29 protein-coding genes are annotated in these 25330 nt (G+C 62.7%); 17 read left to right on the top strand and 12 right to left on the bottom strand.

Going from position 1 to position 25330, the window contains the following annotated elements; genetic code table 11:
• The 5 genes from A9K65_RS24015 (at position 1) to A9K65_RS23995 (ending at position 4944) form a co-directional block, all read left to right on the top strand.
• Positions 1–1245 (top strand): VWA domain-containing protein, encoded by a 1245-nt coding sequence (locus tag A9K65_RS24015; RefSeq protein ID WP_024504342.1) that lies wholly within the window; start codon positions 1–3, stop codon positions 1243–1245.
• Between the two features lie 60 nt (positions 1246–1305).
• Entirely contained in the window at positions 1306–1644 is a 339-nt protein-coding gene (locus A9K65_RS24010) for an XdhC family protein (RefSeq protein ID WP_013532112.1), read from the top strand.
• Positions 1645–1709: 65 nt separating this feature from the next.
• A complete protein-coding gene (locus A9K65_RS24005; RefSeq protein ID WP_064995389.1) occupies positions 1710–2414 on the top strand; it encodes an XdhC family protein in 705 nt (234 codons plus the stop codon).
• Positions 2411–4021, top strand: a complete 1611-nt coding sequence (locus tag A9K65_RS24000) for a molybdopterin-binding/glycosyltransferase family 2 protein (protein WP_064995388.1) — start codon at positions 2411–2413, stop codon at positions 4019–4021. Before A9K65_RS24005 ends, A9K65_RS24000 begins: the two co-directional genes overlap by 4 nt.
• Before the next feature lie 32 nt (positions 4022–4053).
• Positions 4054–4944, top strand: coding sequence for a phospholipase (locus A9K65_RS23995; RefSeq protein ID WP_064995387.1), 891 nt, complete (start codon positions 4054–4056; stop codon positions 4942–4944).
• A gap of 29 nt (positions 4945–4973) precedes the next feature.
• Here A9K65_RS23995 and A9K65_RS23990 read toward each other — a convergent pair whose 3' ends face one another.
• Positions 4974–6026 (bottom strand): DUF1176 domain-containing protein, encoded by a 1053-nt coding sequence (locus A9K65_RS23990; RefSeq protein ID WP_064995386.1) that lies wholly within the window; start codon positions 6024–6026, stop codon positions 4974–4976.
• 138 nt (positions 6027–6164) lie between these two features.
• Between A9K65_RS23990 and A9K65_RS23985 the strand changes: the two genes are divergently transcribed.
• Positions 6165–6671 carry a DUF1993 family protein gene (locus tag A9K65_RS23985; protein ID WP_063167831.1) on the top strand — a complete coding sequence of 169 codons (507 nt, stop codon included), beginning with the start codon at positions 6165–6167 and terminating at the stop codon, positions 6669–6671.
• Between the two features lie 61 nt (positions 6672–6732).
• On the opposite strand, the gene A9K65_RS23980 is transcribed toward A9K65_RS23985, so the two are convergent.
• Positions 6733–6897 carry a hypothetical protein gene (locus tag A9K65_RS23980; RefSeq protein ID WP_023706483.1) on the bottom strand — a complete coding sequence of 55 codons (165 nt, stop codon included), beginning with the start codon at positions 6895–6897 and terminating at the stop codon, positions 6733–6735.
• A gap of 310 nt (positions 6898–7207) precedes the next feature.
• Here A9K65_RS23980 and A9K65_RS23975 point away from each other — a divergent pair, with 310 nt between their 5' ends.
• From A9K65_RS23975 to A9K65_RS23965, 3 genes are all read left to right on the top strand, one after another.
• A complete protein-coding gene (locus tag A9K65_RS23975; protein WP_084016240.1) occupies positions 7208–7663 on the top strand; it encodes a hypothetical protein in 456 nt (151 codons plus the stop codon).
• Positions 7664–7776: 113 nt separating this feature from the next.
• Entirely contained in the window at positions 7777–8844 is a 1068-nt protein-coding gene (locus A9K65_RS23970; RefSeq protein ID WP_064995384.1) for an aldo/keto reductase, read from the top strand.
• Positions 8845–8895: 51 nt separating this feature from the next.
• Positions 8896–10161 carry a cysteine desulfurase-like protein gene (locus A9K65_RS23965; RefSeq protein ID WP_064995383.1) on the top strand — a complete coding sequence of 422 codons (1266 nt, stop codon included), beginning with the start codon at positions 8896–8898 and terminating at the stop codon, positions 10159–10161.
• A 15-nt stretch (positions 10162–10176) separates the two neighbouring features.
• Here A9K65_RS23965 and A9K65_RS23960 read toward each other — a convergent pair whose 3' ends face one another.
• The 9 genes from A9K65_RS23960 to A9K65_RS23920 all read right to left on the bottom strand — a co-directional run bounded on the left by A9K65_RS23960 (position 10177) and on the right by A9K65_RS23920 (position 18639).
• Complete coding sequence (locus tag A9K65_RS23960; RefSeq protein WP_064995382.1) at positions 10177–11205, bottom strand: histone deacetylase family protein; 1029 nt, start codon at positions 11203–11205, stop codon at positions 10177–10179.
• Positions 11202–11714: a GNAT family N-acetyltransferase gene (locus A9K65_RS23955; RefSeq protein WP_064995381.1), complete on the bottom strand. Its 513-nt coding sequence runs from the start codon at positions 11712–11714 to the stop codon at positions 11202–11204. The genes A9K65_RS23960 and A9K65_RS23955 overlap by 4 nt, the downstream gene beginning before the upstream one ends.
• A gap of 25 nt (positions 11715–11739) precedes the next feature.
• Positions 11740–12669 (bottom strand): 3-keto-5-aminohexanoate cleavage protein, encoded by a 930-nt coding sequence (locus A9K65_RS23950; RefSeq protein WP_064995380.1) that lies wholly within the window; start codon positions 12667–12669, stop codon positions 11740–11742.
• A gap of 3 nt (positions 12670–12672) precedes the next feature.
• On the bottom strand, positions 12673–14058 hold the full coding sequence (locus A9K65_RS23945) for an aspartate aminotransferase family protein (protein ID WP_064995379.1): 1386 nt from the start codon (positions 14056–14058) through the stop codon (positions 12673–12675).
• Between the two features lies 1 nt (position 14059).
• Positions 14060–15703 (bottom strand): N,N-dimethylformamidase beta subunit family domain-containing protein, encoded by a 1644-nt coding sequence (locus tag A9K65_RS23940; RefSeq protein WP_064995488.1) that lies wholly within the window; start codon positions 15701–15703, stop codon positions 14060–14062.
• An 8-nt stretch (positions 15704–15711) separates the two neighbouring features.
• Positions 15712–16476 (bottom strand): amino acid ABC transporter ATP-binding protein, encoded by a 765-nt coding sequence (locus A9K65_RS23935; RefSeq protein WP_013532097.1) that lies wholly within the window; start codon positions 16474–16476, stop codon positions 15712–15714.
• The gene (locus tag A9K65_RS23930) at positions 16473–17132 is read right to left on the bottom strand and encodes an amino acid ABC transporter permease (protein WP_064995378.1); all 660 of its coding nucleotides are present in this window, start codon (positions 17130–17132) and stop codon (positions 16473–16475) included. Before A9K65_RS23930 ends, A9K65_RS23935 begins: the two co-directional genes overlap by 4 nt.
• A 12-nt stretch (positions 17133–17144) precedes the next feature.
• Positions 17145–17792, bottom strand: coding sequence for an amino acid ABC transporter permease (locus tag A9K65_RS23925; RefSeq protein WP_064995377.1), 648 nt, complete (start codon positions 17790–17792; stop codon positions 17145–17147).
• 64 nt (positions 17793–17856) lie between these two features.
• Complete coding sequence (locus A9K65_RS23920) at positions 17857–18639, bottom strand: ABC transporter substrate-binding protein (RefSeq protein WP_024504354.1); 783 nt, start codon at positions 18637–18639, stop codon at positions 17857–17859.
• Between the two features lie 135 nt (positions 18640–18774).
• On the opposite strand from A9K65_RS23920, the gene A9K65_RS23915 reads away from it, so the two are divergent.
• Complete coding sequence (locus A9K65_RS23915; RefSeq protein ID WP_064995376.1) at positions 18775–19734, top strand: LysR family transcriptional regulator; 960 nt, start codon at positions 18775–18777, stop codon at positions 19732–19734.
• Between the two features lie 15 nt (positions 19735–19749).
• Here A9K65_RS23915 and A9K65_RS23910 read toward each other — a convergent pair whose 3' ends face one another.
• Positions 19750–20166, bottom strand: a complete 417-nt coding sequence (locus tag A9K65_RS23910; protein ID WP_024504355.1) for an acyl-CoA thioesterase — start codon at positions 20164–20166, stop codon at positions 19750–19752.
• Between the two features lie 197 nt (positions 20167–20363).
• Between A9K65_RS23910 and A9K65_RS23905 the strand changes: the two genes are divergently transcribed.
• The 7 genes from A9K65_RS23905 (at position 20364) to A9K65_RS23875 (ending at position 25185) form a co-directional block, all read left to right on the top strand.
• The gene (locus A9K65_RS23905) at positions 20364–20612 is read left to right on the top strand and encodes a ParB N-terminal domain-containing protein (protein ID WP_013532091.1); all 249 of its coding nucleotides are present in this window, start codon (positions 20364–20366) and stop codon (positions 20610–20612) included.
• Positions 20613–20811: 199 nt separating this feature from the next.
• On the top strand, positions 20812–21297 hold the full coding sequence (locus A9K65_RS23900) for an SRPBCC family protein (RefSeq protein ID WP_064995487.1): 486 nt from the start codon (positions 20812–20814) through the stop codon (positions 21295–21297).
• Positions 21298–21337: 40 nt separating this feature from the next.
• A complete protein-coding gene (locus A9K65_RS23895) occupies positions 21338–22294 on the top strand; it encodes an alpha/beta hydrolase (RefSeq protein ID WP_064995375.1) in 957 nt (318 codons plus the stop codon).
• A gap of 187 nt (positions 22295–22481) precedes the next feature.
• Positions 22482–22880, top strand: coding sequence for a GFA family protein (locus tag A9K65_RS23890; protein ID WP_013532088.1), 399 nt, complete (start codon positions 22482–22484; stop codon positions 22878–22880).
• A 185-nt stretch (positions 22881–23065) separates the two neighbouring features.
• Positions 23066–23263 carry a hypothetical protein gene (locus A9K65_RS23885; RefSeq protein ID WP_013532087.1) on the top strand — a complete coding sequence of 66 codons (198 nt, stop codon included), beginning with the start codon at positions 23066–23068 and terminating at the stop codon, positions 23261–23263.
• 189 nt (positions 23264–23452) lie between these two features.
• The gene (locus tag A9K65_RS23880) at positions 23453–24325 is read left to right on the top strand and encodes an undecaprenyl-diphosphate phosphatase (RefSeq protein WP_013532086.1); all 873 of its coding nucleotides are present in this window, start codon (positions 23453–23455) and stop codon (positions 24323–24325) included.
• 71 nt (positions 24326–24396) lie between these two features.
• Positions 24397–25185, top strand: coding sequence for a phosphodiester glycosidase family protein (locus A9K65_RS23875; RefSeq protein ID WP_013532085.1), 789 nt, complete (start codon positions 24397–24399; stop codon positions 25183–25185).
• The last annotated feature ends 145 nt before the right edge of the window (positions 25186–25330 follow it).

The raw sequence follows: 25330 nt of genomic DNA, 5'->3' as shown, positions 1-25330 counted from the left end.
ATGCCGCGCCCCGAGCCAAAAGAGGCCATGCCGCACGGGCGGATCGCCGACAACATCGTCTATTTTGCCCGCACCTTGCGCAAGGCGGGCATGCGGGTCGGGCCGGCCTCGGTCAAGGACGCCATCGAGGCGGTGCTCGCCGCGGGCATCGGTTCGCGCGACGATTTCTACTGGACGCTGCACGCCGTGCTGGTGTCGCGGCATGAGGATCACGCCATTTTCGACGAGGCCTTCCGGCTGTTCTGGAAGTCGCGCGAACTGATCGAAAAGATGCTGGCTATGTTTTCGCCGGTGGCGCCCGACACCAGGGAAAAGCAGAAGCCACGCGCCGCTGAAAACCGGGTCAGCCAGGCGATGTTCGAGGGACACCAGAAGAACCAGCCGCCACAGGAAATTCCCGAGATCGAGGTCGACGCCCGCTTCACCTTTTCCGGCAACGAGGTGCTGCGGGCCAAGGATTTTGCCCAGATGAACGCCGCCGAGATGGCCGACGCCAAGAAGGCGATCGCGCAGTTGCGGTTGCCTTTCGACATGGTGCGGACGCGGCGCTTCAAGGCCGATGCGCATGGCCGCCGCATCGATCCGCGCGCCATGATGCGTTCGGCCGCGCGCACCGGCGGCGAACTGATCCTGCCGAAATTCCGCTCAGCCCGCGAGGTTCATCCGCCGCTGGTCGTGTTGGCCGACATTTCCGGCTCGATGAGCCAGTACACGCGGATTTTCCTGCATTTCCTGCATGCGCTGACGGAAAAAAGGCGTCGCGTGCACACCTTCGTCTTCGGTACCCGGCTGACCAATCTGACGCGGCAGATGCGCCATCGCGACCCGGATGCAGCCCTTGCCGACTGTTCGGCAGCGGTCATGGACTGGTCGGGTGGCACCCGCATCGGCGACACGCTGGCCGAGTTCAACCTGATATGGTCGCGCCGCGTGCTGGGGCAGGGGGCGGTCGTGCTTCTGATCACAGATGGGCTGGAGCGCGACGATGTCGCCGGCCTGTCGGAGGAGATGGAGCGCCTGCACAAATCCTGCCGGCGGCTGATCTGGCTGAACCCGTTGCTGCGCTTCGACGGCTTCCAGGCGCGCGCCCGTGGCGTCAAGGCGATGCTGCCGCATGTCGACGAGTTCCGCTCGGTGCACAATCTCGATGCGCTCGCCGATCTCTGCGCGTCATTGGACAAGAAGTCGGCACAATCCGTCGATCCGCGCCGGTGGCTGGAAGCTGGCGCGAGGCGCGCCGCATAACCATATCCTTCCCATCCGGAAAACAGATCCCGAGAAAAACAGACTTCTGGAGAAACGGTCATGGAAAACAGCATTTATCTGGATGAGGCCCGCGACCCGCTGATCATTGCGGAGGGCTGGATGAAGGACGGCAAGGACGTGGCCATCGCGACAGTGGTCGAGACCTGGGGTTCGGCGCCCCGACCTGTAGGCAGCCATCTGGTCATCGACGCAGACGGCAATTTCCACGGCTCCGTCTCGGGCGGCTGCGTCGAAGGCGCTGTGGTTAGCGAGGCCATCGACGTCATCGACAGCGGCAAGGCCAGGATGCTGGAGTTCGGTGTTGCCGATGAAACCGCATGGCAAGTGGGCTTGTCCTGTGGCGGCCGCATCAAGGTGTACGTGGAAAGACTGGGCTAGAGCATGATCCCAAAAAGTGGGACCCGGTTTTTGGACAAGATGATGCTCGGACAAGAGATTTCCTGATGGATCCCTACGCCTTAAAAACTTTGAACGCCGAACGACGCGCCCGCCGTGCGGCGATCCTTGTCACCGATCTCGGTGACGGCCGCGACCGGATCGTGCGCGAGGGCGATCACGTCGCCGGCGATCTCGGAACCGCGATCGCCAGGGCGTTTCGCACCGGTAATTCCGGTTCGGTCGAAGCCGAGGGGCGGACTTTCTTTCTCAACGCGCATCTGCCGCAGCCGCGTCTGGTCGTGATTGGCGCTGTCCATATCAGCCAGGCGCTGGCGCCGATGGCGAAGATCGCCGGCTATCCCGTGGAGATCATCGACCCCCGCACCGCTTTCGCCACGCCGGACCGCTTTCCCGATGTGGCGCTTCATGCCGAATGGCCGGAGGATGTGCTGAAGCGTCAGCCGCTCGACAGCTACACCGCACTTGCCGCCGTCACCCATGATCCGAAGGTCGATGATTTCGCCCTGAAGGCAGCACTAGACGCCAACTGCTTCTATGTCGGCGCGCTCGGCAGCAGGAAGACGCATGCCAAGCGTGTCGAACGTTTGCTGGCGCTGGGCGCGAGCGCCGACCAGATCGCCCGTATCCATGCGCCGATCGGGCTCGATATTGGTGCTGCCAGCCCGGGAGAGATTGCTGTTGCGGTGTTGGCCCAGGCGATACATGCCTTCCGCTCGCGCGGGCTGGACGCAAAAGGTGCGGTGGCGTGAAATTCGGACCCATCCCGATCGAGACGGCGGAAGGCGCGGTGCTGGCACACTCCACCACCGCTGGTGAACGCCGCTTCCGCAAGGCGCATAGGCTGAGCGCTGAAGATGTGGCGCTGCTACGGACTGCCGGTGTTTCCGAGGTCGTTGCGGCTGTTCTGGCTGAGGACGACCTCGGCGAGGATGCGGCCGCGCAAACGATTGCCGGGAGCATGGCCTTTCGCGGCATCGAAGCCAAGCCTGCCGCGACCGGGCGGGTCAACCTCCACGCCAAGGCGCCGGGCATCTTCACGGTCGATGCCGTTGCCATCGACGCCATCAATGCCATCGATCCCGCCATCACCATCGCCACGCTGGCGCAGCATGCGCCGGTCGAAAAAGGCCAGATGGTCGCGACGGTGAAGATCATTCCCTTCGCGGTCGGTTCAGCGCTGGTCGACGCTGCGACAGAAATCTGCGCCGCAGGCGAGATCTTTGCCGTCAATGCCTACCGGCCCGTGCGTGTCGGCGTCATCCAGACGGTTCTGCCGGGCATCAAGCCTTCCGTGCTCGATAAGACGCTGCGCGTCACCGAAGCACGGCTGGCGCGTACCGGCGGCAGGCTGACGGCCGAGCGCCGCACGGCGCATGAGATCGCGCCGGTGGCGGAGGCCACGGCTTCCCTGGTGCGCGACAATGACATGGTGGTGATCTTCGGCGCCTCGGCGATGAGCGATTTCGCCGATGTCATTCCCGCGGCGATCGAGAGGGCGGGCGGTACCGTCGTCCGCGCCGGTATGCCGGTCGATCCCGGCAATCTGCTGGTGCTCGGTACGCTCGGCGGCAAGCACGTCATCGGCGCGCCCGGCTGCGCCCGCAGTCCCAAGGAGAACGGGTTCGATTGGGTGCTGGACCGATTGATCGCCGGTCTCGACGTGACCGCCAGGGATATTGCCGGCATGGGGGTCGGCGGGCTGCTGATGGAAATCCCCACACGGCCGCAGCCGCGCGAACCGCTGCCGGCCAAATCTCAGCTGAAGGTCGGCATCGTGCTGCTGGCGGCCGGCCGGTCGAGCCGCATGGGCGGGCCGAACAAGCTGTTGGCGCTGTTCGACGGCAAGCCGCTGGTGCGCCGCACCGCCGAGCGGGCGCTTGGCTCGAAGGCGTCCAGAACTGTCGTCGTCACCGGCCACCAGCGCGAGCGGGTGCGCGCTGCGCTGGCGGGCCTCGACGTGACCTTCGCCGACAATCCTGATTTTACCGACGGCTTGTCCACGTCGCTGAAGGCCGGCATTGCCTATCTGCCGGAGGACTCCGCCGGTGTGATGATCGCGCTCGGCGACATGCCCGATATCACGTCCGACGATCTCGACAGCTTGATCGATGCGTTCCGCAAGGGCGGCGGCAATGCGGTGGTCCGCGCTTCGCATGACGGCAAGCGCGGCAATCCGGTGCTGTTGCCGCGTTCGCTGTTTCCGGCGATCGCCCATCTGGAGGGCGACACCGGTGCACGCCATCTGGTCGAGACCGAAGGGCTCGATGTCATCGATGTCGAGATCGGCGCGGCGGCGTCTGTCGATGTCGACACGCGCGAGGCGCTGGAAGGCGCCGGCGGTGTGCTGCAGGATTGACAAACCCAAGCCGAATTACGCATGCGTTGGGTATGTCTTTTCGCCGCCAAATTTTCTGTGCCTTTGCAGTCACGACCGCGTTGCTGTCGTCGGCCGCGCAAAGTCAGACGCTGTCCCTAAAACCCTTCAAGGACGATCTCTTCGCCTATCCGCCCACGCTGTCGTCCGACAGCAACGGTGCCTACACGGTCATCGACTACCGCGAGATGCGCGACATCAACCAGCGTGACCAGGTGCCCGAGCGGCGGGTGAACGCCCAATATACCGACGCCAGCGTGCGCAAGGTGCAGCAGGATCTGTTGCTGAAAACCGACGCCGGCGATATCAGGCATTTCGCCGTCGGCAAGACCGAGGGCGCCGGCATCATCGTGCTTTACCTGCACGGGCAGGGCGGCAGCCGCAAGCAAGGCGTCGACGACTTCACCTTCGGCGGCAATTTCAACCGGCTCAAGAACCTGATGGCCGGCAATGGCGGCCTCTACCTTAGCCCGGATTTTACCGATTTCGGCGACAAGGGAGCAGCGCAGGTGGCAGCGCTGATCGGTCACTATGCCGACCGGTCGCCAGGCGCGAAGATCTTCGTTGCCTGCGGATCGATGGGTGGTGCGCTGTGCTGGAAGCTTGCCGCGCGCAAGGACATGGGCGGCCGCATCAACGGCCTGCTGCTGCTCGGCTCGCTATGGGATGAGAGCTTTTTCACCAGCCCAGCATTCAAGCGCCGTGTGCCGGTCTTTTTCGGCCAGGGCAGTCACGACGTGGTCTTCCCAGTGGCAAATCAGGAGGCATTCTTTCGCTCGATCCTGGCCAAATCGAAGACTTACCCGACCCGTTTCGTTCGTTTCGAGACCGGCACCCATGGCACCCCGATCCGCATGACCGACTGGCGCGGCACGCTCAACTGGATGCTATCGAAGTCGCCCTGACAGGCGCTGCCTGCAAGCCCGTGTGACGCTCAAGGCGCAGTGTTGTAGTCGACGACAGTCTCGGGATTTTGCTCGCCGTCATAGGATGCATCGACGTCGTACTGGACCAGCGAGAAATTGCCGTTGCGGAACAGATACGTGCCGGCGTCGGAAGCATCGCCGACCCCGCGCCACTTGTTGAACGTGGTGATCGTCTGGGTGGCCTCGTCATAGTCGGAATTGACCGCCCAGCCGGACGTCTGGAAACCGACGATGCTCATGCCCAGCAATTTGCCGTTGCTGTCATTGTTCTCGTAGCGGATGTCCATCTTGGGTTCGGCGAATTGCAATTGCTGCACGGCCGATGTCTCGTCGGTCATATAATAGACCGAGCTTTCATTGTAGGCGGCGGCCGAGCAGGAAAAATGGAACAGCCGCGTCTCCTTGTCGGGGTCGCCGGGCTGCGCATCCTTGTCCTTGTATTTGATTGAAAAGACCGTCGGCTCGTCGGCCAGGAACTGTTTGTCGCACTGGCCGCCATAGGTTGCCAGAAACGCCTTCTTTGCCTGCTCCAGCGCAGTGTCCTTCTTCGGTGGCGGCGGTCCGTCGCCGCAGCTTGGCGGCAGCGCCTCCTCGAAATCGGCGGTGGAGGGTTTCAGTGCCCCCTTCTCGATGTGGATCGGATCGAAGGGTGGCTCCGCCTGGATCTGGGCATTCACCTGGCGCAGCGTGTAGCAGCCCGCAAAAACCTTTTCGCCGCCGCTCTTGTCGGTGGCGCGGATGGCGATGGGCACGTTGTAGAAAATGCTGCCGGCCGCCCCTTCGTCGGAAACCGCCCCGGTCAAGACCTCGACCTTGTCGGTGCCGTCATAGCCCTTGACGAAACTGTCGAAATCCTTTGCCGGTTTTGTATCGCCGAAATACCCCCAGGCGCGAGCGAATTCGTGCCGGCTGATGGCGCTGTAGAGCGAACGCACAACAGCATCGGCGCTCGACCGGTCGTCGACATAGGGCGTTTCGCGGGCATCTTCGGCTGCCAAGGTCGTTTGACCGATCGGGGCAAGGGAGAGAAAGGCAGTCGCTGCGAAAAGGGCGCATCTCATCGGGAACCTCCGCTCGATAAGAGGATTCTACGACGGCGATTGCGGCAACGTGGTGACGCGGCGTCGGCGGCCTTGAAAAATCCTGCACGAAGGCGCTACGTCGCGTCCGCCGGCGCTGGGCCGGGCAGGAGATTTGACGTGACGATATCGATGTATGAGGCATCCGTGCCGGTGTTTTCGGCTAGGCTGAAAGCGCTTTCCAATGTTCTTGCGACCGCCGAACAGAATGCGCTGGACCGCAAGATAGACCCGCAGGTTTTTTTGACGGCGCGGCTGGCGCCGGACATGTTCGCCTTGACCAGGCAGGTGCAGATCGCCACCGATCATGCCAAGGGCGCGCCGTCACGGCTCGCCGGCCGCGAAGTGCCGAAATACGAGGACAATGAGGCGAGTTTTGCCGATGTCCAGGCTCGCATCACGAAGACGCTCGACCTTCTCGCGACATTTTCGGCTGCCGAATTCGACGGCTCCGATGACAAGATCATCGAGCTGAAGCTTGGTGGACGCGAAAGCTCGATGCCCGGCCTGCAGTATCTGCTGCATGTGGCCATGCCCAACTTCTATTTCCATCTCACCACGGCTTACGACATCCTTCGCCACAATGGCGTACCGTTGGGCAAGGCGACATTCCTGGGATCGCGCTAAGGAATTGAGTTTTTTGGAGGTGTCCCGGACCGATCCGGGACATCCTGAACACCGGATGCAGCTAGCGAACGGACATTTCGCGGGCGATGCGGGGGAAGTCGGCCGGCTTGATCCCGATGTCGGCGCGGTCGGCATTGCTCATCGAATGAAGCAGCGCGAGCGCCGAGCGGTATCTCAGATGTTCCTGCGGCCGAGGCCGGGCGAACATTTCAGTGAAGAAACCCATGATTCAAGCCCCAAAATTGGTCCTCCACGGCTGCCAATATAGGTGAATCGTGACAATTGTGCAGTGCAGCATTTGCATACCTGCCATGTCTTGGCGAATTTTTTTCGCCATTTCCGCAACCGGGTGAAACTTTTGCTGACGCGCATCGTAGCCTCGAATGCTGGCTGCATGGCTGCCACGAGGCGACGGCTAAATTCGTTGAGATCGGTGCCATGCATTTTTAACGAGCCGGTTCTATGCTTCGATACCCGAATGGTCGGGCGAGGGGGAGGCTGACATCGCTACTGGCGCCAAGCGGGATTTCGCTTCGTTGCTCGACGACCTCTTCATCGCCCCCGACAAGAATGGCGAGGGCGAAGAGGCCGGCGCTCGTCCATCCATCCCGTTCGACTATCTCTCGGTGGCCGATGAACTCCATTCCGGCCGCATCAAGGTTTCCGCTGCCGAATATCGCGAGGCGGGTGCTGATCTGGCGACCGAATTCGCCGCTTTGCTCGATCATGCCAAGCTGGCTCTCGCCGGCGAAGAGCCAAAGCCCGAGGAGAAACTGCCGCCGATCGATCCCGAAGCCATCGCCGTCGAACTCGGCCTCAATCAGTCCAAGCAGGTCGCCGATTTCGGTCGCATGCGCCGCAGCTTTGCCTTTGCCAACCATCCCGACCGCGTCGCCCCGCATTTGCGCCAGCGCGCCATGATCCGCATGCAAGTGGCCAACATGCTGATCGACGAGGCCAAGCGTCGTGCACTGGCCGGTGCTCGCCGCTAACCCGGCTGGTTCACGCAAAAGTCGGCCTGGCGAGGCTTGGAGAGCGGCTCTGCTTTGCCTATAGATGCGGCTCCTCCGCGCAGTCGCGCCAGCCTTCCTCCGGAGCCGAATCCATGCACAAACGCCGTCTCGGTCGGACCGATCTTCTTGTTACCCAGATCTGCCTGGGCTCCATGACCTGGGGCCAGCAGAACACCGAGGCCGAAGGCCACGCCCAGATGGACCTGGCTTTCTCGCGCGGCGTCAATTTCATCGACACCGCCGAGCTCTATCCGATCCCGCCCAAGGCGGAGACGCAGGGGCGGACCGAAAAGATCATCGGCAGCTGGATGAAGGCCAAGGGCAACCGCGACAAGGTGATCTTGGCCTCGAAGGTCGTCGGCCGCACGGCCAACAGCTGGTTTCGCGGCGACAGGCCGTCGCAACTGGTGCGCGCCGATATCTATGACGCCATCGACAAGTCGCTGGCCAAGCTCGGCACCGACTACATCGACCTCTATCAGATCCACTGGCCGGAGCGGGATATCCCCTGGGGCGCCAACCCGACGCGCGTCGGCGCCGTGTCGCCGCGCGCCGATTCCGTCGGCGCACCGGCCGGCGAAACGCCGATCGCCGAGACGCTTGCCGTGTTTGACGAATTGGTGAAGGCAGGAAAGATCCGGCATTTCGGCCTGTCGAACGAGAGTTCCTGGGGCGTGATGCGGTTCCTTGCCGAAGCCGACAAGGGTATCGGCCCGCGCGTCGCGTCGATCCAGAACGCCTACAATCTCGTCAACCGCACCTTCGAGGTGAATCTCGCCGAGGTCTGCGAGCGCGAGCAGGTGTCGCTGCTGCCCTATTCGCCGCTGGCGCAGGGCTATCTCACCGGCAAGTACGACCACGGCGCGCGGCCTCAGGGCTCGCGCACTCAGCTGTTCAATCGCGGCCAGCGCTACGAGACGCCAGGTGCCGCCGAGGCACAACTCGAATACAATGAGCTGGCGCGCTCCTTTGGCCTGGAGCCGGCACTGTTTGCCAACGCCTTTGTCTCGAGCCGGCCGTTCGTGACCTCGAACATCGTCGGCGCGACGACCGTTGCGCAGCTCGATATGGCGCTGTCTTCCGTCGACGTCGTCTGGACCGACGAAATGCAGAAGGCGGTGGATGCGATCCACCAGCGGGTCGGCAATCCCTGTCCTTGAACGGGGATTGCTGGCCGAATATCCAACGATTACAATGGGAGAAGGGCGGCAATGAATTTTCCGATCGAGGCTATCCGGGGGAAATTTCCCGCTCTCTCTCTGACCGACAAGGGCCGCCGCCGCATCTATCTCGACAACCCTGCCGGCACGCAGGTGCCACAGGCAGTGGCTGATGCGGTATCGCGCTGTCTCTTGACCACCAATGCGAACCTTGGCGGCTACTTCGAAACGACGATTGCCGCGCAGGCCGTCGTCGATGAGGCACATGAGGCCATGGCCGATTTCCTCGGCGCCGCAAGCCCTGAGGAAATCGTCATCGGCGCCAACATGACGACGCTGACCTACCACATCTCGCGCACGCTCGGCCGCACGATGCAGCCCGGTGACGAGATCATCCTCACCCGCATGGACCATGAGGGCAACGTCTCGCCCTGGCTGCAACTGGCCGAGGATCACGGCCTCGTCGTGCGCTGGCTGCCGTTCGACGAAACCAGCTGGCAGGTCGAGGAGGCGACGCTGGCTGGCTTGCTTTCGGAGAAGACACGGCTGGTCGCGTTGAACTACGCCAGCAATTTGACCGGTTCGATCAACCGGGTGAAGGCGCTGACTGCGATAGCCAGGAATGCCGGTGCGCTGGTCTATGTCGATGCCGTCCAATTCGCGCCGCACGGGCTGATCGACGTGCAGGAGCTCGGCTGCGATTTCCTGATCTGCTCGGCCTACAAATTCTTCGGCCCGCATATGGGCATATTGTGGGGCCGCCGTGATGTCATCGAGACGCTGGAGCCCTACAAATGCCGCTGCTCTTCCAACGGTCTGCCGGAGCGGTTCGAACTCGGCACGCCGCAGATCGAGCTGATGGCCGGCCTCACCGCCGCGGTCGACTACTTTGCCGACCTTGGCGCGGCGGCGGGCGAGGGCGGTTCAAGAAGGCAGAAGATCGCCAAGGCGTTCGCGGCTTCGATCGCGTACGAAAACCCGCTGGCGCAACAACTGATCGACGGCCTGTCCGATATCGAGGGCTTGACCGTCCACGGCATCACTGACCCGAAGCGGCTCGGCGATCGCGTGCCGACGGTTTCCTTCACGGTCGAGCGCATCGTGCCGGAGACAATCGTGCGGCAGATGAACGCCGAAAATATCTTCCTGTGGTCCGGTCACAACTACGCCTGGGAGATCGTCCACCAGCTCGGCATTCCAGCCGAGCATGGCGTCGTGCGCATCGGCATTGCTCACTACAACACGGCAGCCGAAATCGACGAAACGCTGGAAAGTGTGCATCGGGTCATCGCCATGCTCAGGCAGCAGCGCTCCTAACGCTGGCTTGAGCACTCACCGCATCTTGCCGCCGAAGCCGGTGAGGAACGCGGTGAGATTGTCGCCGAGTTTGTCGCAGAGGTAGCCGCCCTCCTGGACGATGACCGTCGGTAGGCCGAGCTTTGCGATGGCCTCGCCGATGCGCGAGAAGCCAGGCGTCGTCACCGAAAGTCCGCCGAACGGATCGCCCTCGAACGCGTCGAGGCCGAGCGCCACAACGAGCGCGTCGGGCGAAAAGGCACGGATACGCTGGAAGGCCACCTCGAGCGCTTCGAGAAACGCCGCGTCGGCGGATTTGCGCGGCAGCGGCAGGTTGAAATTGTAGCCGAGGCCGGGCCCTTCGCCGCGCTCGTCGGCATGGCCCCAGAAGAACGGATAGAAGCGCACCGGATCGGCGTGCAGCGAGACGGTCAGCACATCCGGCCGTGCATAGAAGATGCCTTGCGTGCCGTTGCCGTGATGCAGGTCGACATCGAGGATCGCCACCCGTGCGGCCTGTTTGCGCAGAACCTGCGCGGCGACGGCCGAGTTGTTGATGAAACAGAAGCCGCCGGCGACATCGGCAAAGGCATGGTGGCCGGGCGGGCGGCACAGCGCGTAGGCGGCCGGCGCGCCTGATATCACCGCCTCGGCGGCTTCGACCGCGCTCCAGGCGCTCCACAGCGCGCTCTGCCATGTTTCGCCCGAGATCGGGCAAGCCGTGTCGGCCATGTGATAGCCGGCCTGGCCGACCGCCGAGGCCGGATAGGAGCCATTGCGCGCAATCGGATGGATGTTCGGGATCACTTCGGCCGAAGCGCCCTCGATGCGCTGCCAGCGCGCGTAGATATGCTCGAGGAAATCCAGATATTCCGGCGTGTGCACCGCCGCGGCCGGGCCGAGCCCATGATCCCGAGGTCGCTCGATCGTGCAACCCGCAGATAGTGCGCCGACTAACAATCTCTCGATGCGCTCCGGCTTTTCCGGATTGGGCTGTGCCGCGCCGCTCGAAAGAAAGGCCCTGGGGTCGTGGCGCTTCTGTTCCTCGGCATAGAAGGCTTTCATTCCTGATCCCCGTTTTCCGGCGCGTCGGCGAAAGCAAAGAAGGCCTCGCCGATGATTTTTTGGGTCTGTTCGTAGCTCGACCAGGCGATGCCCAGCCTCTCGTAGAAGGCCTTGGCCCCTTCATTGTCGGTGTCGACGGACAGCCGGAGATAGACGCCGCCTTCCTTCCGGCACTGCGCCGCAACATGCCGCAGCAGCCGCTCGCCGATCTTGCGGCCGCGAAAACGATCCTCGACATAGAGGTCCTGCACATAGACGCCAGGCCGCCCCATCCATGTCGAAAAGATCGGGAAATGCAGGCAAAGGCCGGCAAACTCGCCGCCCACTTCGGCGATCAGGGTGGAGAAAGCGGGCTTTTCACCAAAGCCGTAGGTGCGCAAATCATCTGCTGTCGAAATGATCTCCTCCGGCGCACCGATATGCGTGCCGAGTTTCAGGATCGCGGCGTGGATGGTTTCGACGTCTTCCACTCGGCCGGGGCGGAGGCGGATTTTGGGCGAGGCAATCATTTCAGGTTCATCTCAGATCAGCATCTCAAAACGCCACCCGGTCGCCGCCCTTGAGCGCCAGCATGTCGCGCGCTTCGGTGGGCGTTGCAACCTCCAGCGACAGCCCGTCGAGAATGCCACGGATACGGCGCACCTGATCGGCATTGGATTTCGCCAGCTGGCGGCCGTCATAGAGACTGTCCTCCAGCCCGACACGGACATTGCCGCCCATGGCTGCTGCAATTGAGATCAGCGGCATCTGCTGGCGGCCGGCGGCGAGCACCGAGAACTGGTAGCTGTCGCCGAACAATTTGTCGGCGATCCGCTTCATGTGGACGAGATTGTCCGGGTCGGCGCCAATGCCGCCGAGAATGCCCAGCACGAACTGGATGAACAGCGGGCCAGACACCAGCCCGTGATCGCGGAAATGCGCCAGCGAATAGAGATGGCCGACATCATAGCATTCGAATTCGAAGCGCGTGCCGCAGCCCTTTCCCAGTCTTTCCAGCACCCCTTCCATATCGGCGAAGGTGTTCTTGAAGATCGTGTCCCGCGTCGCTTCGAGCAGCTTCGGCTCCCATTCGTGCTGCCATTCCCTTGGCTTGTCGAGCATCGGGAACAGCGCGAAATTCATCGAACCCATGTTGAGCGAGCACATTTCTGGTTCGGCCCGCAAAGGGGCTGCCAACCGCTGATCAAGCGTCATCAGCGACGAGCCGCCGGTGGTGATGTTGATCACTGCATCGGTCGCCTGTTTGATGCGCGGCAGGAACTGCATGTAGACGTCCGGATCGGCGGTCGGGCGGCCATCCCTCGGGTCGCGGGCGTGCAGATGCAGGATCGAGGCGCCGGCTTCCGCCGCCGCGATCGCGTCTGCGGCGATCTGGTCCGGCGTCACCGGCAGATAGGGCGACATGGACGGCGTGTGCACCGAGCCGGTGACGGCGCAGGTGATGATGACTTTTCGCGGTGCCATTTCTTACCCCTGGCCTCCGACCGGCAGGTCGAGCTCGGCGGCCAGAACCTCCAGCGAGTCACCGATGATGGAGATGATCTCGCCGACCTGCTCGGCCGTGACGATCATCGGTGGCGCGACCATGAAATTGTCGCCGTCGACACCGCCCTTGACCCTGCGGCCATAGATGATCAGCCCGCGTTCATAGGCGAGGTCGAGCAGCCGCTGCGTGGCTTTCTTGTTCTGGTCGATCGGTTTTAGGGTCTCGGGATCGGCGACCATCTGGGCGCCGGTGAGCAGGCCCTTGCCACGCACGTCGGCAAGGAACGGAAACCGCTTCGCCAGGCCCTTCAATCCGTCCATCAGCACGTCGCCCATGGCAGCCGCATTGGCGATCAGGTCGAGCCGGTCCATCTCACCGAGCACAGCCAGGCCGGCGGCACAGGCCAGCGGATTGCCGGCATAGGTGTGGCCGTGCTGGAAGCCGCCGGAGGTGAGCAACGGCTGCACCAGCCGCATCGGTGCGGCCAGTGCGCCAAGCGGCGCATATCCGGAGCCCAGCCCCTTCGACAAGGCGACGATGTCTGGCTTGCAGTTCCAGTGATCGCCGCCGAGGAATTTGCCGGTGCGGCCGGCACCGCTCATGACTTCGTCGTGGATGAGCAGGATGCCGTAGCGGTCGCAGATCTCGCGGATGCGCGGATAGTAGCTGTCGGGCGCAACCAAGGCTGAGGTCGCCGCACCGCCGATCGGCTCCATGATGAAGGCAACCACGCTGTCTGGACCTTCCGCAAGAATCTTCTCCTCCAGCATGTCGGCATAGCGGATGCCGCGCTGCTCAATCGAGAGATTGTCGCGGTCGCGCCAGGCATTCGGCGCCGGCACGGTTGGCATCACCCGCATCATCGGCTCGAACGTTTCGGCCAGCGCATCGTCGCCGGTGATCGAGAGCGAACCCAACGTGCCGCCATGATAGGAGGGGAAACGCGTGATCACCTTCCAGCGGCCGGCCTGGCCGGTGGCGACCGCCCATTGCCGCGCCAGCTTGATGCAGGATTCCGTCGCCTCCGAGCCACCGGAGACGAAGAAGATGCGGTCCATGCCCTCCGGCAGCTTGCCGGCCAACTCCCGCGCCAACTCCTCCGCCGGCTCGTTCTCGAAATGCAGCCGATAGGCGAAGGTGGCGCGGTCCATCTGCCGCTTCATGGCGTCGAGCACATTGCGATTGGAATGGCCGATATTGGCCACCATCGGGCCGCTCGAGCCATCGATGAAGCGGCGGCCGTCCTGCGTCCACATGTAGATGCCTTCGGCGCGGTCGATCAGCGGCCGGCGCAGGCTGGACAGATAGAACAGATGCGAGTCTCGCCGGGCTTCGGTTTCTTGAACGGCGGATTGGACTTTCGACATGTCAGGGCTTTCCGAGGTAACGATCGAGGACATTTTTCGTGACGCGTTCGACCATCGGGTCCTGTCTTAGCAGGCCGGCGACCCATTCGCAGCTTCCGGCATGGAATACCTCGCCCTTGCCGCGCGGGAAATTGACGATCATGCCGTTGCCGCGTTTGACCTTTTCCAGATTGGCGTCGCTCGCCTCGCCAAACAGCGTTTCGGCGGTGAAGCGGCCGTCTTCGTCGGTGAGGAACTGGTCCTCGATCGGGATATCGGCGCTTTCCTCGACCTGGGAGGCCATGCCGACGGCGAGAACCTGCAGGCCATCTGGCGCGCCGCTGGTCGCAGTCGGGTAGGGCAGGCCGCCGCGTATCTCGAAGTCGAGCCCGTCGACCTCATAGCCATAGACATGGCTGTCGGCGCCCAGCAGGTCGCCATAGTAGATGCCGGTGCCGGCGAAGGCCCAATGCTCGGGCCGGTAGACCGGGAAACCACGCACGCCGCGCGGTGCACAGCCGCCCCAGCCGGCATAGACACCGCGCGTCGCGTTGAGCCCGAAGGTCGCCGAACCCGGCCGGCCGATTTCCGGCGCCTCCCAGGAATTGGTGGCACGGGTGACGTCGCCGTCTGGGAGATAGGCCGGATCTTCGGCACGCGAGCGATATTTGTAGCAGACCTGCCGGCGGCCCTCGTCTTCGAACCGCGTCTGCCACATGAAATTGCCGGCAAAGCGCGCCGCATGGCCGCCGCGGGTCACATAGGCGTCGACGGCATCGCGCATTTCCCAGGTCCAGTATTCGTCATGGCCGACGAACACGGCGCAGTCATAGCCGTCGAGAATTTCCGGCGAAAAATGCAGATCATGCTGGCTGGCGAGATCGACTTGATAGCCGGCCCGCTCGGCGAAGCGGAAAAAATGGCTGTCGTAGCTGGCCCAGCCGGACGAAGCGTATTTCTTCGAATGGCCGGTGGCGAGCGCCCACTCCATGTGCGGATAGCGCGGCACGGTCTTCGGCGGCACAGCGACCTCCAGCGGCACACGCGGCGCATCCTTGGGCAGCACGACGAAGCCACGGCACCAGGGGCGCTGCGTCGAGACGATGGGCGAATACTGGTTGCGATCCGGCCCGGTGATGCCCTGATAGTGGTTGGAGCCGCCCCAGGTGTTGTAGGCCAGCCATGTGCCTGTCGCCGCCACCTGGAGCACGCGGCCAGGTTTGCGGCCCGGCTGCGGGCAGACGATGAAAATATGGTGGCATTGGATCGGCTTGCCGTCGAGCCCGTCGGCGGTCAGCGTGACCCGATAGGCGCCGGACGGCCAGTCGTTCTCTACACGGAATTCAAACGAGGCTTCCCAACCGCAGCCTTCAGCCGAACACTGGTCGGGTGTGTCCTGCCAGCGTGCCGCGATGCCCGATTTCTCGAATACTTTGTTTTCGCTGCCGCCATCTCGGGTGATTGTGATGCCGAACGTCGCAGCTGTCGAACTGACATGCAAAGCCACCGTTTCGCCGGCGCGATAGGAAAACCGGTCGCTGTAGCACCAGATCTCGCCGCGCTCGCCATCCATGCCTGGCCACTCGTAATAGTGGCCGCGCACCGCGTGGCGGCGCTGCTCCGGCGTCAGTCCGAAATCGGGGAATTCCGTGTTTGGGCTGGTCATGGTCATCCTCAGGCGGAAAGATATTTCTTGAGGAAGCTGCGCGTGCGGTCCTTCTGCGGCGCGCGGAACATGTCGCCGGGCGGGCCTTCCTCGACGATCACGCCGCCATCCATGAACAGCACCCTGTCGGCCACTTCGCCGGCAAAGCGCATCTCATGCGTTACGATGAGCATGGTCATGTGTTCGGCGGCAAGCTGTTTCATCACCGCATTGACCTCGTCGACCAGTTCCGGATCGAGCGCCGAGGTGGCTTCGTCGAACAGCATCACCTTGGGCTGCATCGCCAGCGCACGGGCAATGGCCACACGCTGCTTCTGGCCGCCCGAAAGCCGCGAGGGGTAGGCGTCGATCTTGTCGGCGAGCCCGACCTTGGACAAGAGGCTATGCGCCAGCGCATGCGCGTCACTTTTGGTCATGCCTTTTAGGATGATCGGTCCCATGGAAATGTTCTCGATCACGGTCAGATGCGGGAACAGATTGAAGTGCTGAAACACCATGCCCATCTGCTGGCGCACCTTGTTGATGTGCCGCTCGAAGGCATGGCCGTGCAGCTTCTGGTTGACCTGCACGCCGTCGAGCCAGACTTCACCGGAGTCCAGGGATTCCAAATGGTTGATGGAGCGCAGCAGCGTGCTCTTGCCGGAGCCACTCGGGCCGATGATGGCGACGATCTGCCCGCGATCGACCGACAGGCCTATGCCTTTGAGAACCTCGACGGCGCCAAACGATTTGCGCGCGCCGCGAACCTCGACCATTGGCCGCTGCGTGCTCATCGGGAAACCTCCACATGTCTTTCAAACCGACGCAAAGCCGCCTCGAGCACAAGATTGAGAATGTAATAAAGCGCCGCTGCGGTGATGTAGAACTCGAACGGGCGGAACGTTTCGCTGATCGCCAGCTGGGCCGAATGGACCAACTCGGCGATGCCGATGACCGAGACGATCGAGGATTCCTTCAACAGCGCGATCAGATTGCCGCCGATCGGTGGTGCCGTGTTGCGGATGGCTTGCGGTATCACGACATGGCGCAGCGTCTGCCACTTGCCGAAGCCGATGCTGCGCGCACCCTCCGTCTGGCCGACATCGACGGCCACGATGCCGGCGCGGATGATGTCGGCATTGTAGACGGCAAAGTGCAGGCCGAGCCCAACAATGCCGGCGGCAAGGGCAGGAATGTCGATGCCGATCTGCACCAGGCCAAAATAGATCAGGAACAGCTGCAACAGCAGCGGCGTACCCATGAACACCCACATAAGGGCGCGCACGGGATAGGCGACGATCTTCGGAGCGTAGAGCACGATGACCGCGAACAGGATGCCGCCGACGAAGCTGAGTGCGCCCGCCGAGACCGTCAGCACCCCCGTCCAACAGGCACCAATCAACAGAAGGTCCCAGTAGGGCGCGACGACGGTGAAATCCAAACCTTGCATCGTGCTCTCCGGTCAGAGGATGGCGAAGCGTTTGTCGAGCAGGTCGACGACCCGCGCAACCGCGTAGACCATGATCATGTAGAGCAGGGCTGCAACGCCGAATATCTCGAACGGCTTGTAGGTGGAGCCGATGAAGCGCTGGGCGGTGTAGGTCAGTTCGACGACTGAAATGGTCGACACAAGTGCTGATCCCTTCAACAAAGCAACCGTATTGACCCCGAGCGGCCGGATCATCAGCCGTGCGGCCTGCGGCAGCACGACCTTGCGCAAGGTCTGGAAACGGCTGAAGCCTATTGTGCGGGCGGCCTCCGTCTGGCCCCTGTCGACCGCGACCAGCGCACCACGGATCGATTCCGCCATATAGGCGCCGATGTTGAGACCGAGGCCGATAACGCCGGCGGCGAACGGCTCCAGATTGATGCCGATCTGCGGGCCGCCGAAATAGAGCACGAAGAGCTGGATCAGGCACGGCGTGCCGCGAAACAGGCTGACATAGAGCGTGCCGATGGTCCGCAGGATTGCCGATTTCGACATCTTGGCGGCCGCGGCCAATGAAGCAGCCGCGAGGCCCAGGATCAGGGCCAACACCGTGATCTCGATCGTCACCAAGGCGGCCTCCACGAAGAACGGGAAGACGCGCTGCATCAAGGAGAAATCCATGAAAGGGTCCAGCAGGAGTAACGCTCGGCTTCAGGCGGCTTTGGTCGCCTGAAGCCAGGAGAGATCAGCGGATGTCGCTGCCGACCCACTTCATCGAGATCTTTTCGTAGCTGCCGTCCGCCAGCATGTCGTCCAGCGCCTTCTGCATCGCAGCCTTGAGCTCCGGATTGTCCTTGCGGATGGCGATGCCGATGGCAACAGCGCCGCCTTCGATATCGGGCGTGTTGAGCTTGCGGACCTTCTCGCCCGTCTCCTTGACGGCAACCATGACCGGAATGTTGTCGACGACTATCGCGTCGACGCGGCCGGCCCTCAGTTCCAGCAGCAGTTCCGGCAGGCCCTTGTAGGTACGGATATCCCAGCCGCCCTTTTCGCGCGCCCATTTCTCATGCGTCTCGCCCAGCGTCACGCCAATGGTCTTGCCCTTGAGGTCGTCGAGGCTCTGCACTTTCGACTGCTCGCTGACGAAAACGGCGCGGCCGGCGTGGTAGTAAGGCCCGACGAAATCGACCACCTTCTCACGCTCAGGCGTGATCGTCATCGAGCCAACGACGGTGTCGTATTTGTTGGCGAGCAGGCCGGCAATGATGCCGTCCCAGGCCGTGGTGATGATGGTGCCCTTGACACCGATGCGCTCGGCGATTGCCTTGCCGATATCGGCGTCGAAACCAACGACTTCATTCTGGTCGTTGACGAAGTTGAAGGGCGGATACTGACCGCTCATGGAAATCTTCAGCTCGCCCGCCGCCTTGATCTTTTCGAGGTCGTCGGCCCTGGCCGAAACGGCAGTGAAGGTCGACGCAAGCAGCAGGGCCGCAACGGCGATGCCGGAAAACACTCTGTTCATCTGATTTCCTCTCCTCTGGATGGCGCGCAAGGTTTGTTCTTGGGAGGCGTGCAGACGCTTTCCTGTCATCAATGATTGCCTTTGCGGTATCATTGCGCAAATAGATAATGGGAATAGAGAGCATAGATATCAGGAATGGCACTTCCACGCCCCGAACGGCTGGTCTGGGATCTCGACTGGAACCTTCTGAGGACATTCGTCGTCATCGCGGAGGTGAAGGGCATCACGCGAGCTGCGGAGCGACTGAACCTCAAGCAACCCAGCGTCAGCAATGCTCTGCGGCGGCTGGAGGACCGGGTGGGCCGGCGTCTGGTCGAGCGCGACGCGACGCGCTTCGAACTGACCGAGGTCGGGCGGCTTCTCTACGAGCAGAGCGTCGAGGTGTTCGGCACCATATCGCAGTTGCCGCTGCTGATGCGCGGCATCAGCGACGATGTTACCGGCCATGTGATGATCGCGACGGCAAGCCATGTCGTCTCGCCGCTCTTTGATCAGGCGCTGTCCGAGTTCCACAGCAACTACCCGCACGCCAGCATCACCATTTCAGTCGCAGCAAGCACCGAAGTCGCCAAGCAGGTGAGGGACCGGCGTGCTTCCTTCGGCATCTGCCTGGTCAGCCAGCGCGATCCGGCGCTGGAATATGCGATGGTCTACCGCGAGTTCTTCGGCTTCTTCTGTGGGCCGCAGCACAGGCTTTACGGGCAAACCGGGCTGACGCTGACCGATCTCCGGGGCGAGCCCTCGGTATCGTTCCAGACCGACCACATCTCGGATGCGTTGCGGCCGGTCGCGCTGTTGCGCAGCGAGGCCCGGCTCAACGCCGATGTCGTCGGCGTGTCCTCGAGCCTGGAAGAGGTGCGGCGCATGATCGTCGCCGGGTTGGGCATTGGGCCGCTGCCGCTGCACGTCGCGCGGCGGGACGTGGCGGATGGAATGCTGTGGCGGCTGCCGCCCTATGACGCGCCGCCGGCCATCGACATCTTCCTGCTGGTCAATCCGGACAAGGTGATGAACCGCGCCGAGAAGGCGCTGCTGTCAGGGCTGCAGACGCTGATTGCCGACACGCCCCTCGAGGACCGCATCTACATAGGCTGACGGGCGGAGACAGGCTTATTCGATCAGGAAGGCCGAAGAGCGGTCGCGCATCGGCTCGTCCAGAGCGACCGAGGCGCGCGCGGCAAGGTCGAAGCGCACGCTTGTCGTCCGGCTCGATGCGCGGACAATGCCGTCGAGCGAGCCCAACATCACCTGTTCGAAGGTGATGGAGGTGCGGCCGATCTTCACGACATGCGAGCGGATGGTGATGAGCGCACCGGCTTTCGTTTCATGCCGATAGTCGATTTCGGTGCGCACGTCGGCCCATCCGATCTGCGACGCCTGGTTGTCGTCCTGTCCGGCGATATGGCCGAGAAGCTGGAAGCTGGCATCATCGAACATCGCCGCGTAGTGACGCACATTCACGTGCCCCATCACGTCGCACATCCAGGGATGAGCGACGCCGACAAAGGTGACGAGAGATTTGCTCATGGGGATTTGCTCCGTGGCCCTCGACGATCGCGCAGACGCAATATCGAAACGCGCGACGACAGGCAAACGATCTGCTGTCCCTGGCATCTTCGAACCGAGAATGGCCTTCGGACTTCGTATTCGTTAGCCGCACCCTTGGCCGCCTCCATCAAACGGACTATCTCAGGGTTGGCGGCGTTTCCGCCACGGGGGTCGGCATGCTCAGAGTGCAAAAGGTCAAGGTCGACGAGATCTACGTGCCGACGGCGCGCAAGAAGACGCTGCATCCCGAGACCGTCCGCCATCTCGCCGAGGACATTCTGGAAAACGGCATGAAGACGCCGATCCAGGTCCGCCATGACGGCAAGCGCCACATCCTCGTCGAAGGCCTGCACCGGCTGGAAGCGGCAAAGTGGCTCGGCGAGACCGAGATCGAGGCCTATCTGGTGCAAGCCAAGCGCCACTGAGGCTTTGGCCCATCGATCACTTTGTCATCCTCGGGTCTCCGCGACGGAGCTGCGTTCCTGCTCCGCCCGTGGATGACGAAGGTGAGTGACGCCTCGGGTCAATCGAAACGGCGTCGCAAAATTTTCGCTGGCCGATGTCGGCTTGCGGTTCATCGGCTCGTCCTTGGGACGGAAGCCAGATCAAACGCAGGACGCCATCATGACCACCAAGCTCGACATCGCCCCCACCAACGACCGCGAACTGGTTCTCGCCCGCATCATCGATGCGCCGCGCGAGAACGTCTATCGCTGCTGGACCGATCCGAAACTGATCACGCGCTGGTTCTCTCCAAAACCGTGGACGACGCCGCGCGCGGAGATGGATGTGCGCGCCGGTGGCTCGAGCCTTGTCGTCCTGGCCAGCCCGGACGGCAACGAGTTCCCCAACCCAGGTGTCTTCCTCGAAGTCGTTGCCGGCAGGAAGATCGTCCTCACCGACGCCTACACTGAGGCTTGGCAGCCTTCGGAAAAGCCGTTCATGACCGTCGCGCTGACCTTCGAGGACGAGGGCAACGGCAAGACCCGCTACATCGCTCGGGTCAGGCACTGGAGCGTCGCCGACCGCGAACAGCATGAGAAGATGGGGTTCCACGAGGGCTGGGGACAGTGCGCCGACCAGCTCGAAGAACTCGCCAAAACGCTTTGATCCGCATAACGCCTTGATATCGACAGGAGAGGAGATCGATATGCTCAAAACCCTGTTTTTCGCCATTTTTGCTTCGGCCGCAGCACTGCTTGCCTGCCCGGGCATCACCAATGCAGAGGAGACAAAACCTGCCATGACGACTGAAACGAATGCACTGCCGAAGCCGGAAAAGTCCGGCCTTCTGACGATCAACGGCCTGAACTACTACTATGCGATCTATGGCAAGGGCGAGCCGCTGCTTCTGCTGCATGGTGGTCTTGGCACCACGGATATGTTCGCGCCGATCCTGCCGAAACTTGCCGAAAACCGCACCGTCATCGGCGTCGACCTGCAGGGTCACGGCCGCACCGCGCTGGGTGACCGACCATTCACCGTGGAGGCGATGGGCGACGACATGGCCGCCATCGTCAAGGCGCTCGGTTACAGCCAGGTCGATGTCATGGGCTATTCGCTAGGCGGCGGCGTCGCCTTCCGGATGGCCGTCCAGCATCCCGAAGCGGTGCGCCGCCTCGTCCTGGTATCGACCGGCTACGCCACGGACGGCTTCTATGACGAGATGCGTCCGCAGCAGGCACAGGTGAGCGCAGCCGCGGCTGAGTTCATGAAGGACACGCCGATGTACAAATCCTACGTCGCGGTGGCGCCGCATCCGGAGGAGTTCCCGAAGCTCCTCGATGCGCTGGGCGGCTTCATGCGTCAGAACCGCGATTACTCGGCCGATGTCGCCAAGCTGAAGATGCCTGTCATGCTGGTCTATGGCGACAGCGATATGTATAAGCCCGAACACGAGATCAAGTTCTATCAGATGCTCGGCGGCGGACTGAAGGACGCCGGCTGGATGCGCGAGAACCTGTCGCAGAATCGCCTGGCGATCCTGCCCAACCGCACCCACTACGATGTCTTCTTCGCCCCGGAGCTGACGGCCGCCGCGCTGCCGTTCCTAAACGGCCAGACCAAGGTCAAGACCTGGGACGAGGTCGTCGGCGAAATGGAGTGAACGCCAAAACCGCCGGCTGTTGGCGGGCAGCCGGCATTCCGTGGCTCCATGACGGCTTTCGGCGTCATGGCTTCATCCCAACTCGCATCAGCACAAGCGATGACATTGCATCAAAGCTTTTCAATTGACCCAATCGGCCCCGCCGATACGTTGCGCGCCTATTCTCTCCCACCAGTGGATCCAGACAATGGCAAGATATGAGGGCGGATGCCTGTGCAAGGCGGTGCGCTACCGCGCGGACGCGGCTCCCATCAACGAACGCGTCTGCCACTGCCGGCTTTGCCAGAAGGCGATCGGCGCCGCCTTCAACGCACGCGTGCTGTTTCGCATCGAGGACGTGACGATCGATGGGCCGCTGGCGACTATAGGCTCTTCACCGGATCTCAAGCGCGGCTTTTGCCCGAGCTGCGGCACAACGCTGTTCTCCCGACGTGATTCCGCAGGCATTATCGGCATCACCACCGGTTCGCTCGACGATCCCACGGTTTTCAAGCCGCAAATGCATATTTTCACGGCCTCGAAGCAGCCTTGGCTGGTGCTTGATGACGGCCTGCCGAAATACGAAGGCGCCCCTCCGCCAGGCTAATTTTTCCCTTCTCCCCTTGTTGTGGAAGAAGGTGGATCGACGCGCAGCGCCAGGGGAAGGGAAGAGCGCAAGCATGGCCAAAATTTAATCCAAATCGACACGAGATAGCCGGCAAAGCGTCATTGGCGAGCCATCTTTGTCGTCCTATTTAAGGGTCGCGGGTACGGCATTCGAGGAGACGACGGATGAACGACAGCATCAGCACCCTGGACGAGCTTTTGAGCGATCCGATGGTCCTGCTTGTGATGGAGCGCGATCGTGTGCGTCCCGAACAGGTGCGCATGCTGCTCGAACGGGCTCGCCGGCCTTCGACCGATGAGCCCGAAGTGCCGCCGGCGCATGTGATCGCCAGGACATGCCAGAAACTCTGGCTCTGCCCGTAGTCGCTTTGCGATTTTCCCTGTGTGCCTCAAGCCGGCCCCAAGGTGGGCCGGTTTTCGAACGGCGTGCACCTCGGCGTGCCAGCTTACAAATCCGTAAATTGATTATCCGGCCCATGACGATAAGGCTTGCCCGGGATTGACCGATGGTCGGTCCACGCAACTCCGATCTCTCATGCACGGAATTCGATTTTGGCCGATATCTGCACCCAAGGCCTCGACACGGGCTTCGTCGGCCTGGGGTTCGCCAAGGTGGCGTTCCTCGGCGTGGTGCAAGGCATCACGGAACTGCTGCCAATTTCCTCGACTGCCCATATGCGCATCGTGCCGGCCGTGCTCGGCTGGCAGGATCCTGGCTCCGCCTTCTCCGCCGCCATGCAGCTTGCGGCCCTTGCCGCGGTGGTCAGCTATTTCTGGAGCGACGTCAGGGATATCCTGTTTGGATCGCTCGACGCTCTGGCGCGACGCGATTTCGCCGACCGGCATTTCAAGCTGGCGCTCTGGATCGTGCTGGCGACGATCCCCATCGTCATTGCCGGCGTTGCGCTGTCGGGCCTGCTCAACGCCTGCAATTCGCCGCTGCGTAGCCTGACGGTGATCGGCTGGGCCTGCATCGCCATGGCTATCCTGCTGGCGCTGGCCGAGATCTTTGCCCGTCACCGGCGCAGCATGGGCGATGCGTCGCTGACCGATGCGCTGCTCGTCGGTATCGCCCAGATCGGCGCGCTTGTCCCCGGCGTCTCGCGCTCGGGCTCGACCCTGACAGCGGCACTGGGGCTCGGCTTCAAGCGGGCCGAAGCGGCGCGCTTCTCGTTCCTGCTCGGGCTGCCTGCCATCGCGCTCGCCGGCCTCAAGGAACTCTGGGAACTGCACAAGGTCCATCTCGACGCCCATGGCTGGTCGGTGCTTGCTGTCGGGCTGGTCGTCGCGTCGATCTCCGCCTTCTTCGCCATATGGGGGCTGATGCGCGTGCTGGAGCGTTTCTCGGCTTGGCCGTTCGTCATCTATCGCGGCCTGCTCGGCATCGTCTTGTTGTCGAGCGTCGCCATGGGATGGCTCGTCTGAGGCAGTTCCACAGTATCGCTTGAAACGGGCTATATCCGTACCGGACCTCGAACTTCGATTCCGGTACGCACATGGATTTTTTGACCCTCCTGCAATCGGTGCCACTGTTGCTGGCGATGGCCAAGGGGGCGCTGCCGTCGGTGGCGGCGCTTGGCGCGTCGTTCGGCCAGTGGGTTGTCTCGCTGCCGCCATGCCGGGACTTCACCTTCGAGGCGACCAGCTATCTCGTTTGCGAGGTCGATCCGAAACGATATCAGCTCGAGCTGTTCTGGAAGGATGCGGCGGGCAAGCCGTTTCAGTCGCTGCACAATCTGCATGCCGCGCAACAGGCGATCGGGCGCACGATGCTGTTCGGCATCAATGCCGGCATGTATCACCCGAACCTCGCGCCGGTCGGTCTCTATGTCGAGCGCGGCCAGGAGATGGCGTCGGTGAAAACGGGTTCGGGAAGCGGCAACTTTTCCCTGCAGCCAAACGGCATTTTCTACATACGCGACGGCAGGGCCGCGGTCCGCGCCACCAGGGACTTCGTGAAGAGGCGCCCGACCGTCGACTATGCGACGCAATCGGGGCCGATGCTGGTGATCGACGGCAAGCTGCATCCGAAATTCCAGGCCGACGGCACTTCGCGGAAAACCCGCGACGGTGTCGGGGTGCGAAAGGATGGCGTCGCGGTCTTTGCGATTTCGAATGGCACGGTGACCTTCCATGCCTTCGCCCGGCTTTTCCGCGACGCGCTCGGTTGCGATAACGCGCTGTTCCTCGACGGCACGATATCCAGCCTGTTTGCGCCTGCCATCGGCCGCAAAGACGACTACTGGAATCTCGGGCCGATGATCGGCGTCTTCAGGAAATCCTGAGCCAGTTTCCACCGCGCTTACCCGCATGCGGTATGGCGAAAAAAACTTGATTCAAACTTTATTGGTAATTTCTCATTCATAACTGATCCGGTTTGTCCGTCGGCTGTCGTTTCGCCCTCGGTCTGTTGTGTTTTGAGTACAGGTC

It is taken from the genome of Mesorhizobium sp. WSM1497 (assembly GCF_001672455.2).
GTDB lineage: Bacteria > Pseudomonadota > Alphaproteobacteria > Rhizobiales > Rhizobiaceae > Mesorhizobium > Mesorhizobium ciceri.
Note: the sequence above shows the minus strand (reverse complement) of the source record. Positions and strands in the feature narration are given on the sequence as shown.

Coding starts and splice junctions, on each gene's coding strand:
- A9K65_RS24015 (WP_024504342.1), top strand. CDS start 1: ATGCCGCGCCCCGAGCCAAAAGAGGCCATGCCGCACGGGCGGATCGCC.
- A9K65_RS24010 (WP_013532112.1), top strand. CDS start 1,306: ATGGAAAACAGCATTTATCTGGATGAGGCCCGCGACCCGCTGATCATT.
- A9K65_RS24005 (WP_064995389.1), top strand. CDS start 1,710: ATGGATCCCTACGCCTTAAAAACTTTGAACGCCGAACGACGCGCCCGC.
- A9K65_RS23995 (WP_064995387.1), top strand. CDS start 4,054: ATGTCTTTTCGCCGCCAAATTTTCTGTGCCTTTGCAGTCACGACCGCG.
- A9K65_RS23990 (WP_064995386.1), bottom strand. CDS start 6,026: ATGAGATGCGCCCTTTTCGCAGCGACTGCCTTTCTCTCCCTTGCCCCG.
- A9K65_RS23980 (WP_023706483.1), bottom strand. CDS start 6,897: ATGGGTTTCTTCACTGAAATGTTCGCCCGGCCTCGGCCGCAGGAACAT.
- A9K65_RS23970 (WP_064995384.1), top strand. CDS start 7,777: ATGCACAAACGCCGTCTCGGTCGGACCGATCTTCTTGTTACCCAGATC.
- A9K65_RS23965 (WP_064995383.1), top strand. CDS start 8,896: ATGAATTTTCCGATCGAGGCTATCCGGGGGAAATTTCCCGCTCTCTCT.
- A9K65_RS23960 (WP_064995382.1), bottom strand. CDS start 11,205: ATGAAAGCCTTCTATGCCGAGGAACAGAAGCGCCACGACCCCAGGGCC.
- A9K65_RS23955 (WP_064995381.1), bottom strand. CDS start 11,714: ATGATTGCCTCGCCCAAAATCCGCCTCCGCCCCGGCCGAGTGGAAGAC.
- A9K65_RS23950 (WP_064995380.1), bottom strand. CDS start 12,669: ATGGCACCGCGAAAAGTCATCATCACCTGCGCCGTCACCGGCTCGGTG.
- A9K65_RS23945 (WP_064995379.1), bottom strand. CDS start 14,058: ATGTCGAAAGTCCAATCCGCCGTTCAAGAAACCGAAGCCCGGCGAGAC.
- A9K65_RS23940 (WP_064995488.1), bottom strand. CDS start 15,703: ATGACCAGCCCAAACACGGAATTCCCCGATTTCGGACTGACGCCGGAG.
- A9K65_RS23935 (WP_013532097.1), bottom strand. CDS start 16,476: ATGAGCACGCAGCGGCCAATGGTCGAGGTTCGCGGCGCGCGCAAATCG.
- A9K65_RS23930 (WP_064995378.1), bottom strand. CDS start 17,132: ATGCAAGGTTTGGATTTCACCGTCGTCGCGCCCTACTGGGACCTTCTG.
- A9K65_RS23925 (WP_064995377.1), bottom strand. CDS start 17,792: ATGGATTTCTCCTTGATGCAGCGCGTCTTCCCGTTCTTCGTGGAGGCC.
- A9K65_RS23920 (WP_024504354.1), bottom strand. CDS start 18,639: ATGAACAGAGTGTTTTCCGGCATCGCCGTTGCGGCCCTGCTGCTTGCG.
- A9K65_RS23915 (WP_064995376.1), top strand. CDS start 18,775: ATGGCACTTCCACGCCCCGAACGGCTGGTCTGGGATCTCGACTGGAAC.
- A9K65_RS23910 (WP_024504355.1), bottom strand. CDS start 20,166: ATGAGCAAATCTCTCGTCACCTTTGTCGGCGTCGCTCATCCCTGGATG.
- A9K65_RS23905 (WP_013532091.1), top strand. CDS start 20,364: ATGCTCAGAGTGCAAAAGGTCAAGGTCGACGAGATCTACGTGCCGACG.
- A9K65_RS23900 (WP_064995487.1), top strand. CDS start 20,812: ATGACCACCAAGCTCGACATCGCCCCCACCAACGACCGCGAACTGGTT.
- A9K65_RS23895 (WP_064995375.1), top strand. CDS start 21,338: ATGCTCAAAACCCTGTTTTTCGCCATTTTTGCTTCGGCCGCAGCACTG.
- A9K65_RS23890 (WP_013532088.1), top strand. CDS start 22,482: ATGGCAAGATATGAGGGCGGATGCCTGTGCAAGGCGGTGCGCTACCGC.
- A9K65_RS23885 (WP_013532087.1), top strand. CDS start 23,066: ATGAACGACAGCATCAGCACCCTGGACGAGCTTTTGAGCGATCCGATG.
- A9K65_RS23875 (WP_013532085.1), top strand. CDS start 24,397: ATGGATTTTTTGACCCTCCTGCAATCGGTGCCACTGTTGCTGGCGATG.